The organism is Amphritea sp. (genome assembly GCF_016744155.1).
Classification (GTDB): domain Bacteria; phylum Pseudomonadota; class Gammaproteobacteria; order Pseudomonadales; family Balneatricaceae; genus Amphritea.
Genome location: NZ_JADGEW010000042.1, coordinates 1 through 13,072 on the forward strand (window position 1 = coordinate 1; position 13,072 = coordinate 13,072).

11 protein-coding genes and 1 other RNA gene are annotated in these 13,072 nt (G+C 45.3%); 6 read left to right on the plus strand and 6 right to left on the minus strand.

Annotation, left to right across the window (positions count from 1 at the left end; all coding sequences use genetic code 11):
* The 6 genes from ssrA to QZZ54_RS18875 form a co-directional block, all read left to right on the plus strand.
* Positions 1-96: a transfer-messenger RNA gene (gene ssrA, locus QZZ54_RS18850) on the plus strand; the annotation flags it as partial.
* Between the two features lie 187 nt (positions 97-283).
* Positions 284-1,519 (plus strand): integrase arm-type DNA-binding domain-containing protein, encoded by a 1,236-nt coding sequence (locus tag QZZ54_RS18855; protein ID WP_290705713.1) that lies wholly within the window; start codon positions 284-286, stop codon positions 1,517-1,519.
* Position 1,520: 1 nt separating this feature from the next.
* Positions 1,521-1,721: a hypothetical protein gene (locus QZZ54_RS18860; protein WP_290705715.1), complete on the plus strand. Its 201-nt coding sequence runs from the start codon at positions 1,521-1,523 to the stop codon at positions 1,719-1,721.
* A gap of 109 nt (positions 1,722-1,830) precedes the next feature.
* A complete protein-coding gene (locus tag QZZ54_RS18865; RefSeq protein WP_290705717.1) occupies positions 1,831-2,574 on the plus strand; it encodes a hypothetical protein in 744 nt (247 codons plus the stop codon).
* Between the two features lie 91 nt (positions 2,575-2,665).
* Complete coding sequence (locus tag QZZ54_RS18870) at positions 2,666-2,872, plus strand: AlpA family transcriptional regulator (RefSeq protein ID WP_290705719.1); 207 nt, start codon at positions 2,666-2,668, stop codon at positions 2,870-2,872.
* 4 nt (positions 2,873-2,876) lie between these two features.
* Positions 2,877-3,707, plus strand: a complete 831-nt coding sequence (locus QZZ54_RS18875) for a hypothetical protein (protein WP_290705721.1) — start codon at positions 2,877-2,879, stop codon at positions 3,705-3,707.
* A 251-nt stretch (positions 3,708-3,958) separates the two neighbouring features.
* On the opposite strand, the gene QZZ54_RS18880 is transcribed toward QZZ54_RS18875, so the two are convergent.
* The 6 genes from QZZ54_RS18880 to hsdR all read right to left on the minus strand — a co-directional run bounded on the left by QZZ54_RS18880 (position 3,959) and on the right by hsdR (position 12,379).
* On the minus strand, positions 3,959-4,810 hold the full coding sequence (locus QZZ54_RS18880; protein ID WP_290705723.1) for a hypothetical protein: 852 nt from the start codon (positions 4,808-4,810) through the stop codon (positions 3,959-3,961).
* Positions 4,807-6,453, minus strand: a complete 1,647-nt coding sequence (locus QZZ54_RS18885) for an AAA family ATPase (protein WP_290705725.1) — start codon at positions 6,451-6,453, stop codon at positions 4,807-4,809. Before QZZ54_RS18885 ends, QZZ54_RS18880 begins: the two co-directional genes overlap by 4 nt.
* Positions 6,454-6,455: 2 nt before the next feature.
* Positions 6,456-6,599: a hypothetical protein gene (locus tag QZZ54_RS18890; RefSeq protein WP_290705727.1), complete on the minus strand. Its 144-nt coding sequence runs from the start codon at positions 6,597-6,599 to the stop codon at positions 6,456-6,458.
* 18 nt (positions 6,600-6,617) lie between these two features.
* Positions 6,618-8,372 (minus strand): restriction endonuclease subunit S, encoded by a 1,755-nt coding sequence (locus QZZ54_RS18895; protein ID WP_290705729.1) that lies wholly within the window; start codon positions 8,370-8,372, stop codon positions 6,618-6,620.
* Between the two features lie 2 nt (positions 8,373-8,374).
* Positions 8,375-9,841 (minus strand): type I restriction-modification system subunit M, encoded by a 1,467-nt coding sequence (locus QZZ54_RS18900; RefSeq protein WP_290705731.1) that lies wholly within the window; start codon positions 9,839-9,841, stop codon positions 8,375-8,377.
* 96 nt (positions 9,842-9,937) lie between these two features.
* The gene (gene hsdR, locus QZZ54_RS18905; protein WP_366645949.1) at positions 9,938-12,379 is read right to left on the minus strand and encodes an EcoAI/FtnUII family type I restriction enzme subunit R; all 2,442 of its coding nucleotides are present in this window, start codon (positions 12,377-12,379) and stop codon (positions 9,938-9,940) included.
* Positions 12,380-13,072: the final 693 nt, after the last annotated feature.

A 13,072-nucleotide genomic window follows, 5' to 3' on the forward strand; every position in this document is an offset into this window, starting at 1 on the left:
GGGTCGTGACGGGTTAATTAAATAGAGAAACCTAAGCATGTAGATCTTGAGGCGGCGGATTGGCGGACGCGGGTTCGAACCCCGCCATCTCCACCAAACAAAAATCTTATTACTGCCGATAAGTACTCCAAACCCCACTCATGTGGGGTTTTTTGTGTATACTCACTTCCTAGCAGTTCTTAATACATCCTTGCAAAGCCCCCATTCATCAGGGGCTTTCTTGGGGGCTTTTAATCACTCCAAAAGAGAGGCCCCCAAATTGGACTGAATACAGGAAGTAATCATGCCGCTAACAGACCGAGCGATCAAAACAGCCAAAGCCAGCGAAAAGGACTACAAACTTTCCGATGAGAAAGGTTTGTATGTATTGGTAAAAAAGAATGGCTCTAAGCTTTTCTATCTAAAGTACCGCTTCAACCGCAAAGAGAAAAAACTATCATTTGGCCCTTATCCTGAAGTCACCTTGAAAAAAGCAAGGGAAAAGCAAGATGAGGCCCGAATGCTACTTAGAGATGGCATTGACCCATCTGCGCATAAAAAAGCTCAAAAGACCTCACAAAGACTCTTAGCAGAGAACGCTTTCCGATCCGTAGCTCTTGAGTGGTTTGAAACAAAACAGAGCGATAAAACCCCCGGATATCAGAAACGCGTTCGAAGAGCTCTCGAGCACGATCTATTTCCTTCAATCGGCACAACTCCGATTAGCGAAGTCACCGCCCCCATGTTGCTAGCCGCGCTTAGAAAGGTCGAAGACAGAGGCGCAGTAGAAACAGCCCATAGAGACAAGCAGATCGCTGGGCAAGTGTTTCGTTACGCAATAGCAACGGGAAGAGCAGAACGAGATCCCTCCCCTGACCTTAAGGGAGCTCTCAAATCAGCTAAAACTAAGCATTTTTCAGCAATTACCACACCAAAAGAAGCTGGCCGTTTGATGGCTGCTATCGATGAATTTAATGGCACTCCTGTTGTAAAAGCTGCATTAAAACTCTCTGCTCTCTTCTTCTGTCGTCCAGGCGAATTAAGGCACTTACGCTGGTCAGATATAAATCATGAAGAATTGCGTATTGAGCTGGTGGCAGAGAAAACCCACCAGCAACATATCATTCCGTTATGCACTCAAGCTCTTACAGTTCTAAAAGAACTCAGAGAACTCTTCCATTTCTCCAGTGAAGATGACTATATTTTCCCATCTGCCCGTGGTCGCAGTCGCTGTATGTCTGAAAATGCCATTAGAGTCGCTTTACGCACTATGGGCTATAGCAACGACACAATGACAGCTCATGGCTTTAGAGCCATGGCTAGAACCCTATTAGATGAACAATTAAATTACCGCGTTGAATGGATAGAGCAGCAGCTTGCTCATGCGGTTAAGGATGCTAACGGCAGAGCCTATAACCGAACAAAGCATCTCGAACAAAGAACTAAAATGATGCAACACTGGGCAGATTATTTAGATCAGCTAAAGGCCCAGGCTTTAGCTGGCAATGTAATCACTGCAAACTTTGGGAAGGCAAACTAATATGGAACATATGACAGTAAAAACGGTAGTTACTGAATTAAACAATAGAAGCTCATTCGATGAAGCATTAGAGCTTGGCAAGAAAGTTAAGAGGGCTATTCGAGCAGGGAAAAATACGCCATTCCTCCCAATGGATGTATTTGATGAGATAGAGGACAGCATCAAAGCAAGGACCTTCATGATGGGCGTAATCTGTAACTAAAACATCATAGCAACACAAAAAGGCACACAGCACCTAGGGTAGCTCCCGAAAACCTGTTCCCTGATAGGCTGATGCTGTTTTACAACAGGGGTTCATTTAGGAAATGAACATGTCTGATTTGAAGAAGAAACTGATCCCTCTACGCCATGCCGTAATGGCCACTGATCTATCTTGGGATGAGTTAAAGGAACTTAGTTTTTTATTAGAGTACAGCGGCTGGGTGGTAGCACTAGGCCCCAAGGGAAATAAATCGAAGGTGTTTGTAGAAGGTATTTTTCCTGCAAAACTAATAATAAATCACACAGCGGATACCGACTTAACTTATCGGTTTGAAGGCGTAATCGACACCGAGCTTTCAACATCAGGACTGACTGATAAAAAATGCCAAGAATTGGGAATTACCTCCTCCCAAAAACACTCGTCACTCACACTAATATTCGAAGACTGGATAGATTACCCGGATATTTATCCGCATGAGGCAACTGCTTTTGTATTGGAGGAAGAACTATTAACTTTCATAGAAGACAATGGCATTTTTAAAGCTTCAGAAATACTCCAATCCCTAAAAGAACATAAACCATCTCAGAAAAACGTTGACTCAATAACTGAGAACACCCATCTCACAGAGCTTTCCGATCGCCAAGAATCAACCCTTTTAAAAATAATTGGGACTCTAACGAGAGCACTTGCGGAAGAATCTGGCAACAAATTCGGTACAGCTAATAAACCAAATCTAAACCAAATTTATGAACATAAAATCACTCGATATATACCTGAGAGCAGCTCTCGAGGACTTAGCAGAAGCTCATTTTACGAACATGTCCAGAAAGCCCTCAGTGAAGTAAGCAATTGACCCACTGGATTTTGAATTTATCCAGTTGGACAAACACTCCAAATATATACATTACCTTGCTCCTGAATTCATTAGCACTCAGGAGCAACCAATGAACACCACACGACTTATCCGCAGACCAGAAGTTGAGAAAACAACAGGACTTAGCAGAAGCAGTATCTATGTTCGCATGTCCCGAAATGAATTTCCAAAACCTATCGCGTTAGGCGGACGATTAGTGGCTTGGGATGAAGCCGATATCCAACAATGGATCGCTGATCGAATAGAAGCCTCAAAGCAACTGAATAAAACCGCTTAGTCGCATGTCTAAGCTTTTAAAAACACTACTTCAACGGTCAGACTATCTGGCCGTTGAGTACGGTAAGATAATCCTCATCCCAAAAAACAAGGACACCCAAACAAGTGACCGCTGGTTAAAAGATAACTGGCTAAAGGTTGCCTCAGAAATTCTAATCACATCAAATCAAACTGGCTTTGCTTATCAAGAATACACTACCGGCCGTTACACTCAGCATAAAGCCGGCTCTCTCCATCTAACGTTGTACAATCCTGTTACAGGCAATACTGCCTACGCAATATTTAATGCAAAACTGACAAGAGGACGAAACACTCGATTCGGGGATGAAAATAAACCACTCCCAAAAAAAAGGTTTACGGTTAAAGAACACAGCGGGTTTACTAAATTCTGGCGTGATATGAACATCCCCCTGCCAAGAAGACTTTCCGCTTTTCATGATTGCATGGGAAAGCTAAAACACAGGTTGATAAGCGCTAAACTTGATGAGAATGGGAAGGCGATTAATAAAACATTAAAACCATTTTCAATAACACATGAGGAGCTCATCTCCCTTGTTACAGAAGCTGACATAACGCAGACATCCACCAAACAAACCCCAAACAATTACCAGACAAGAGCTCCTGACAAGGAAAGGGCGCAAACTCATTGCCTATCAGCTATAGAGACTATTTCAGGTACGTGTCTAAATCACTGCGAAGTAAAGGTTAAAGAGACAACGAATAAAGTTAGTGCCACTATACATCCATTAAATGGACATAAAGCACCTGAAGACCAAACGCTTGAAGAATGGGATATGGACTATGATAATGCCGCAACAGCGCATAGAGAAATATAGAGGTTAAAACCGATGGACTACCTATTTTTTATCATCGTCACATTGGCATTTATTACATTTATCGCTTGGAATTTCTGGCCAAAAAAAACACCTCCGCAAAAGCGCCAAAGATACTATTGCACCCATTCGGTTGATAAAGATGGGAATGATATAATTCTGACAAGGGCAGTCAAAGAAGAGTAAACACAGCGCTCTCGCTCATACCTAATAAAGCAGTACGCCTTCCTAGAAGGCCAAGAACTATAACAAGATTAAGTATTGTTATGTGCTTCCAAGAGCCATGGTAACACCCCGTCCGACTCCAGCAATCCATGAACGAAAATGGAGTACCAATTGTTAGGCGTACCATGACTTCTATCATACCGTTGCAAGGCATCTTCCAGATAACCTCTTAACTCATCAGCAGTAGTGATTCTTTCCTGAGGCAGTGTATGAATAACCCCTCCGGGGTAATCAACTAGACTACTCCATTGACTTTCTAACCAACCTATAAGCCCAGAAGGCTTAACAACCTTGTCATAATGGAATTCAATAGAGGTTATTAAAGGGTCTGTAGGGTTCGCATAGGCTATGGCAATATCAACTTGAGGAAACCTTAACCTTGGCGAGATTGAGCATGAGAGCTGCCTTTCTAACATGCAGCAGTCAAAGTAAGGATGCAGAACCCGGGCACCGGTCAGCTGATTTTTTGTTGCCTTACCCCGCTTACTATTACAATCACAGGCCGGAACAAGGTTTTTTGAAAAAATGGAAAACTCAGGGTAATCCTCTTTAGGCAACAGATGGTCTAAAGATGTTGTTTTAGGTGACCCACACATCGGGCAAACTCTTGGGGAAGAGGCTCTTATCTTCGCTATATGCAACAATGAGTTCGGAGGCGACGCATAATTTTTATGCAACCCTATTTTGAGCGATCTGTTAATGCCAAGAGGAGTAATATTTAACGCATTTCCGTTATTATTCTGGTAAGTATCATACTCATTTAAAATTGCTGGCAATGAAAGAGCTAGCAGCGGATAGCTAGTCTTTTTTAATCGCTTATTTTCAGCCGTCTCTGTTGTTGAGTGAACATCATTCACTGTTGGTATTGGGAGCTTTTTCACGAAGCGCCCTCCAATCTACGCCGAAGCTGCATCAAAGCAGCCAAAGATAACTGGTCGCTTAATTCATCGTCTACGGATTCGAAAGTGCGACCTTTTATTTTTTCATAAATCTTATCCGTTAACCGAATATCAACATCTTCTCCAAAAACAAATTGAGAGATGGAATCAACTGTAGCACCAAAAGTTCTCAAACGAGGCTGGTCAACAGTGATAACTCCGTCGCCATGATCCTGAAACACATGTACCTGCTCCTTCGGAACTTCCCTGACGAAATAAGCTGAGTGTGTAGCTAGAATCGCCTGAGAGCCTGTGTGCTCGAGCAAAAAATCCAATAGTTCAACGAAATCCGATATCATGTTGGGGTGTAAGTGGGTTTCCGGCTCATCCATCAACACAAATGAACCATTCTCGATATAAAGACAGCATAGCAGTGCAAATTTGAAGAACGTAAGTTGGCCGCTACTAAGCGGATAAGTGTTATCCGATAATTTCAAGTGAGGCTCAATTTTAGGATCAACACTACCCCAGCGATCTAATTTGGCTTGCTCGGAGCCTTTCGCAAATCGCGTTAAGGGGATGTGCTCGCCGTTTTCAAGAGCGATGACCAGCGAATCAACCGGAAGCGATTTTTGTAGGGCATTTAGAAAAAGATCCCATCGCTCATTTTCCCCAATGAACTCTTCGCTACGAGCTAGCTGAACTAGCGCTTCACCTATTGAGCGCGATGTGCTGGCCCGACCGTTACGAGTCAAATTCAGTCGCCGATAGAATAATTTCTGCGATTTTTTTCGCTCGGGAGGAAATGTGTTGCCAGTTTCCCCAGGGGTAGCGATAGCCAATACTCTGCTGATCATTGGTCTTCCCCGGCGCTTTACACTGTCTTTTAAGCTGACTTCTGGATCTTGGTATCTCAAAGCAGCGCGACAGAAATACTTCAACGTTTGGCTTTTACCGAGACCATTTTTTCCGATAAGTACATTTATGCGGCGAGGAATCAGTCCCTGGTCCGAAAAGCGCAGGTTAATTTTATGCGGATTTTGATAGCCTTCTAAACTGAAACTTAAATTTAGCGATTTAGATATCGCCGAGAAATTCTCCTCCTCCACACCTCCCAGCACACTATCAGCGTTGTTGAAAGCAAAGAAAGGTTCAGAATTACGCATGAACCCACGTTTAAATACATCCGTAGCCAGCGCCTTACCTATCCAACGGTTCTTTGCTTGTTTGTGAACAACAAGGTCATTCACACACTTCAAGAAAAGATCAGCACCTTCGGGATTAAGTCTGTCGACAACATACCTATAGCTTTTTAAGTCGGGTAGCAAAGTAAAAAAGGCTGGCAGGTCCTCGGGGGTCGCTGCTGACTTGCCTGATTCATTAATCAGATCAGCTAATGTTGATCGCTGCTCATAGAATCCTTCTTGCTCGGTCTTAGACGCTTCTAACGGGGGCAGAAATCCAATCAACATCTCTCCCTCAATAGGGTCAATGTCTTCACTTAGATAGGCCTTGAATACACACCGTATGCGATATCCATAATCGTTCCAGTTACTCTCAATCGGAGAGATAACTACCTGCCCGGGAAGAGGGACAAGCTCATCATCAGCAAAGAAAATCTGAAGCGACGTTATCTTATCTTCCATACTCAAAACACCTCAAACCAGCACCAGGGTATCGACATACCAGTTGAATAAACAGATGTAGTAGTTGATTTTGCCGTCACTACCTCCTCGGTTTGGTAGCCGATTGTGGGTTGCAGGCGACGATACTTCTCTTCAATGAGCTTCATTCTCTATCCTTGAGGGGTCTAATCGACAGCTTGTTCCACTAGGGCATCGGCCAGATGCAGTTGGGCTTTTTGGGCGTCTTGAAGGCGAGCTTTGAGCTGGTCGCACAGGGTCATCAGTTGGTCAATTTTGGAAACAATACGATGCTGTTCTTCCAAAGGAGGCAAAGCGATCGGCATGGCATTCATCGCCTTTAACCCCAAGTTTTTGATGGTACTACCTGTCGCCCTGCTAAAAGCGTACTCCAAGAAATAAGGAGATTCGATAAGCCGTTTGTAAAAATACTTATCCAGTTGGTCCCACAAACTAAAGTAACAAGCACTCTTACCTAGCATCACTGGCTCGTCATTATAGAAAGCCACGCTGCCGAGCGTTCCATTGATTGAGACCAGCACAGTCCTTTCGTTGAGCTGCTTACGATACTTATCATACTCTTTCTGGTTAACTCTTTTTGTTTCAGGCTTTATGACTATCTTCCCGTCTCGCAAGTTATTCCCATTTACGAAGTAATACTCACCTTTCTCGTCATAATGAGGCGTGCCATGCAACCCATCCCCTAAAATCAAAACAGTCTCTTGCAATCTGCACCACTCCCACCCCTTTGCCAGCGCAAAGGGCTTCTCATCCTCACCAATCGGAGGCAGTGCCTTCTGCTTTTTAATCTTCTTCTCTTTCACCAGCTGCGCTTTCTCGTCAGCGATCTTTTCCAGCAGAACGGCGGCGGGTTCGCCATTGGGGTCTTGGGGGACGAGTTTGCCCATCACCGCTAGCTGTAGGACGGTTTGTTTCAGCTGATCGATGCTCTGTTCGGTGGTAAACAGGGTGTCGAAGTGATCGGCAAGGCGAGTCCAGTTCTGTTGCAGCTCGGCGGCATTGGCGCTGTTGGTCAGGGTGGCCAGCAGGGTTTCCACCAGCGTGGCGTGGGCCTCGATGCTGGTTTCCGTTTGCTCCTCCAACTGATCGCATAGCGCCATCAGCTCATCGACTTTCGCCACGATACGTTGTTGTTCTTTCAAGGGAGGAGCTGCAACTACAACAGATTGTACAATGGATTGATTTATCGAGGATTGGCCTATTGCATGTTGCGCGACTGATAAGAAGTAACCTGAAAGGCGGCGCTGATTAATAATAAGATCAAGGTAGTACGGAGAAAACTGATGACTACAACGCAGGAGCAGCAGGTTAACCCCATGGTAGATCTCGCAATTACCATTAAAGATTGCCGTTTTACCCACGTGATAATCACTGTTGATATGCGATAATAGTATGTCTCCTTTTTGTAGCTGGTAATACTCGAGCTTTTCTATCGGGATTTTGGGAGAAAAGCCAACCTTACTATAGTTCATAGTAGAATGAGAAATTGTTTCAATCCTAGTTAAGGGATACCCATCACCTTCTTTATTTTGCTTACCGCTGAATCCGTTCGACATCCTATTAATCACATCAGTTATACGGGCAAATGCCCAGCCATAAGGGAGAGAAAACGGTTTTTCATCTTCCCCAATCTCCGCTAATGCCTTAGGCTTCTTTATCTTCTTCTCTTTCACCAACTGCGCTTTTTCAGCAGCGATTCGCTCCAGTAATACTGAGGCGGGTTCATCATTGGGATCTTGCGGTACTAACTTGCCTCGCACTGCCAATTCCAAAATCAACTCCCGCATTTTCTTGATGCCATAAAGGTCGAGCTTTTTACTACTGCCCCGCCCCGTTGAGGAGCGGGTTTTAATGGCCGAAGTCCAGATATCAATATTGTCGGTAATTATATCGATGCTCATGCTCACGCCCCCTTACCGAGGGCATCAGCGAGAATAGTTTTGAGCTGATTACGCAGTTCGCCGATCTCTTGTTGCTGTGTGGTGAAATCGGTCAGCAGTTGGTCGGGGTCGTGAATAATCTGTTCACCGACATGAGGATTTTTAATATCGAGGTTATAATTGCGAGCGATCACCTCGTCGATACTGACTTTCCACGCCTGTTCATTTTCGACCCGGGCGGCAAAACCATCGGCCTCGTCGCCCCACCAATCGATCTCGGTCTGGAACTCTTCGAAGCGCATCGGTTTGGTTTTATTGTAGTTCTTTACGCCTTCTGGGTAGGGATGTTCATAGAACCAGATATCTTTTGTCGGCTCGCCTTTTGTAAAGAACAGGATATTGGTTTTGATACCGGTGTAGGGGTTAAACACACCGTTCGGCAGGCGCACAATGGTGTGCAGATTACATTCTTCGGTGAGCAGTTTTTTGATCTTGGTTTTGACGCCTTCGCCAAATAGCGTGCCGTCGGGCAGTACCACAGCGGCTCTACCTTTGTCGGCGGCCAATACTTCGATAATCAGCTGTAAAAACAGATCAGCGGTTTCGCGGGTTTGTAGTTCAGCGGGAAAGTTTTTCTCGATACCGTCCTCTTCCGTGCCACCAAAGGGCGGGTTGGTGACGATGACATCGATCTCTTCATCCCAACTAGAAAGCGGTTTATTGAGGGTGTTGCCGTGTCGCACTTGTACCGGCACTTCGATGCCATGCAGCAGCATATTGGTGGTACAAAGCAGGTGCGGCAGTTGTTTTTTCTCGACCCCGTGAATCTGTTGTTGCAGGGTCTGATGATCGGCAGCGGTTTTGACGTAATTCGCTTTGACATGATCGAAGGCACAGGCCAAAAATCCGCCAGTACCGCAAGCCGGGTCCATAATACTCTCACCCAGTTTAGGATCGATGCGGTTGACCATAAAGCGGGTGACGGCCCGTGGAGTATAGAACTCACCGGCATTACCAGCGCTCTGTAGATCACGCAGAATCTGCTCGTAGATATCGCCGAACAGATGACGTTCGCTGGAATCGGTAAAATCGATTTCATTAAGTTTATTGATCACTTGGCGCAACAAGGTGCCATTTTTCATGTAGTTAAAGGCATCGCTAAACGCCTCTTTCACCACAAAGCCTCGTGGGTTTAGATCCACCGGCGCGGCTAGATTTTTCAGATCACCGAACAGGTCATCATTAACAAAGTCGAGCAGTTCATCGCCGGTGATACCCTGATCATCCGCCGCCCAGTTACGCCATAGGTATTTTTCAGGAATAGGGAAACGGTAGTTATCCATTTCCATCTCCAGCTCTTCTTCCTGAGCATCAAACACCTTGAGAAATAGCAGCCAAGAAAGCTGGCCTAAACGCTGGGCATCGCCATCAACCCCGGCATCTTTACGCATAATGTCTTGGATAGATTTAATAACAGAACTGATCGACATAATTCTCTCTTAGAAAGTTTTCTTTTAACTAGCCACGTTTAAGTAGCAATAACCCACGTTGCCTGATGGCTGCCACGTGGGATGAAAAATAGATTGTTAGGCGCTACGCGGTTCGGGACTGTAGATCTCAGCCTCTAATTCACTCACCGCTTCGAGGTAGGTTTGTTTGTTACCAAAACCTTTTTTGACGATCTCGATAGGCCGCCCGAGCTGATCAAAGGGCTTCACCTTGAGTACATGGATGTTTTCGATCTCCTGCACCCCTTCGTCAGCGTACTTCTCCAACAACGTGCTGAGCACGGTCTGAGCGGTATCACTGTACTTGGTGAAGTAGTTGCGTTTTTTAACGTTATCAACTCGTTCTTGACGGGTGAGCGGCGGCTGATCATAAACCACATGGCAGATCAGGTCGAATGGATCGAGGTCTTTGCCAACCTCTTGGGCAAGCACATCCCAGAGAATGCCTTCGCCCTCCAATTCATCGATGATCACCTGTTTACGTTCGGCGTCATTCCAACGTTTGGTAAACTCATCCAGCGAGGTGTAATGCTTGGCCATCGTTTTACGGGTGTAATCTTTAAAGGATTCGGTGACTAATTTGCCATCGGTGTCGTAATACTGCACCCGTTCGGCAATGGCTTTTACCTTGACGCCATTGACGTAGTATTTGGTGATTTTAGGTAACTCATCATCCCATTCGCCATCGCCACCTCCCTGAGGATATGGATCATAAATACCAGGTTCTTCACCTATTGGAGCTTCGTTTGTTGGCCCTTCAGCATCATCAACAGGGGCAGGATCTACTCCGTTAATAATATCATCCAGTTCACCGCCACCCTCGATTATATCCCCTGGATCTGCGGTCATTATCCGCTCAGGAATACCATCAAAGCGTTCATCGGCAAACAGTTCGGTGGCCTTTTTAAAATCAAGAATGGTAAACCACAGTTTGTTATAACGATCATCAATACGGGTGCCGCGCCCGATAATCTGTTTGAACTTGGTCATGGATTGAATGCTTTGATCCAATACCACCAGTTTGCAGGTCTTGGCATCCACACCGGTGCTCATCAGCTCTGAGGTAGTGGCGATCACGGGATAGGGCTTTTTAGGGTTGATGAAGTTATCTAACTGCGCTTTACCGATCTCATCATCACCGGTGATCTTCATCACATACTTTTCGTTTTTGGCGACTTGCTCGGGGTTCAGATTAACTAACGCACGGCGCATTCGGTCCGCATGGTCGATGTCATTGCAGAAAACGATAGTTTTAGCCATCGGATCGGTGCGCTGTAGATAGCTGGTGATGGTTTGCGCCACCAGCTCGGTGCGCTCATCAATCACCAACGTGCGATCAAAATCTTTCTGATTGTAGATTCGGTCTTCGAGCATTTCGCCCTTTTTATCCACCTGCCCTTTCGTTGGCCGCCAACCTTGCAAGTCGATATCGATATCTACCCGCACCACCTTATAAGGCGCTAGAAATCCATCTTCGATACCCTGTTTAAGTGAATAGGTATACACCGGCTCACCGAAGTAATCAGTGTTAGACACCTCTTCCGTTTCTTTAGGTGTAGCCGTTAGACCCACTTGAGTGGCGCTGCTGAAGTATTCCAGAATCTCACGCCAAGCACTGTCATCTGCGGCACTGCCACGATGGCACTCGTCGATGATGATCAAATCAAAGAAATCGGGATCGACCTGTTTATAGGCTTTCTGTGATTCTTCTGGACCGGTGAGTGCTTGGTACAGGGCAAGGTGGATTTCATAGGCCGGATCAACTGTACGACCGGTGATTTTGGTCATAGCCTGACCGAAGGGTTGGAAATCGTTAATACGGGTCTGATCGACCAGAATATTGCGATCTGCCAAAAACAAGATGCGTTTTTTATTTTTAGCCTTCCACAAGCGCCAGATAATCTGGAATGCGGTGTAGGTTTTACCGGTACCGGTAGCCATCACCAATAGCACACGATTCTGCCCGAGTGATATTGCTTCTAGGGTTTTATTGACCGCTTGCAACTGATAATAACGGGGCGACTTACCGCTGCCGTCATCATGGTAATCTTGGGTAATAATCGGCAACTGAGCTTCAGTGAAGCCGCGCCATATACAGAATTTTTGCCAGAGCTGAGCGGGGCTAGGAAAATCGACAAGACTGATCTCTGTTTCCAGCTCATCAGGATTGGTTTTGTCATGAAAGATAAAACCATCACCATTGGTCGCGAATACGAAAGGCACTTCGAGCAGACCGGCATAATCCAAGCCTTGCTGCATCCCCTTACCGATCTCATGCTTATTGGCTTTAGCTTCGATTACCGCCAATGGCATACCGGGCTTGTGATAAAGGACAATATCAGCGGACTTAACTTTCTTACGTGCTGCCGCCTGACCACGCACAACGACCTTACCATCACGCAGTTTCACCTCTTGGCGAATCTGACTCATATCGTCCCAACCAGCTTCTTTGACCGCTGGAAGGATAAACTTGCTGATAATATCGGTTTCGGTAAGTTGCTTTTTATCCATGCCTAACATCCTGTCTGCGTAAGCGACTTCTTTTGAATAGGCAATATAACACTCGAAACCAGCGTTCCCAAAGTCTTAGCTCCATTTACTATAAGCTCCGACCCCATCCGTACAGTTCCACATTCTCGGTTTCTTCTTGAATAAGCATGTAGAAAGAGGGTAAACGCCGCATTCACTCATTATCAACTAGCAGCCAGACATAAGGAGGGGATAATTATTTAGCTCTACAGAACAAACAACCAAGGGGGCTTAAACGGGGGCCTATAAAAAAACATACATATATAAGTTATTTAATAACAATAAGTTAAGCAAGCTATTCGTTAGACGCCATCTCCACCAAATTATTGCTTTTAAATCAAGTAGTTAAAAGCAAAGGACAAGATAGTGACCACTTCTTGTCCACATCAGAACCGGCTTAGGCCGGTTTTTTTGTGCCTTAAATATCTGAATCATACTCATTGTGGGAGGGGCCACTGGCCGCGAGGCTCTTTCTTTTAGGCTTACCAGCCTTTAAGGGGAAACAACAGCTCCTTCCCTTACAAATACACTCTTGTAAAGACAGCCGCCTATTCCTTGTTTCGCTTCGCTCAATACCCTGTGTTTCTCTAACTCAATGGGACGGATATAAACTCGCTACGCTCAAACAAATATCCATCTATTCCAATGAGTTATGCGATACTCGGCTGCGTCAAAGGTGTTTGA

Coding starts and splice junctions, on each gene's coding strand:
- hsdR (WP_366645949.1), bottom strand. CDS start 12,379: ATGTTAGGCATGGATAAAAAGCAACTTACCGAAACCGATATTATCAGC.
- QZZ54_RS18900 (WP_290705731.1), bottom strand. CDS start 9,841: ATGTCGATCAGTTCTGTTATTAAATCTATCCAAGACATTATGCGTAAA.
- QZZ54_RS18860 (WP_290705715.1), top strand. CDS start 1,521: ATGGAACATATGACAGTAAAAACGGTAGTTACTGAATTAAACAATAGA.
- QZZ54_RS18855 (WP_290705713.1), top strand. CDS start 284: ATGCCGCTAACAGACCGAGCGATCAAAACAGCCAAAGCCAGCGAAAAG.
- QZZ54_RS18895 (WP_290705729.1), bottom strand. CDS start 8,372: ATGAGCATCGATATAATTACCGACAATATTGATATCTGGACTTCGGCC.
- QZZ54_RS18875 (WP_290705721.1), top strand. CDS start 2,877: ATGTCTAAGCTTTTAAAAACACTACTTCAACGGTCAGACTATCTGGCC.
- QZZ54_RS18885 (WP_290705725.1), bottom strand. CDS start 6,453: ATGGAAGATAAGATAACGTCGCTTCAGATTTTCTTTGCTGATGATGAG.
- QZZ54_RS18865 (WP_290705717.1), top strand. CDS start 1,831: ATGTCTGATTTGAAGAAGAAACTGATCCCTCTACGCCATGCCGTAATG.
- QZZ54_RS18870 (WP_290705719.1), top strand. CDS start 2,666: ATGAACACCACACGACTTATCCGCAGACCAGAAGTTGAGAAAACAACA.
- QZZ54_RS18890 (WP_290705727.1), bottom strand. CDS start 6,599: ATGAAGCTCATTGAAGAGAAGTATCGTCGCCTGCAACCCACAATCGGC.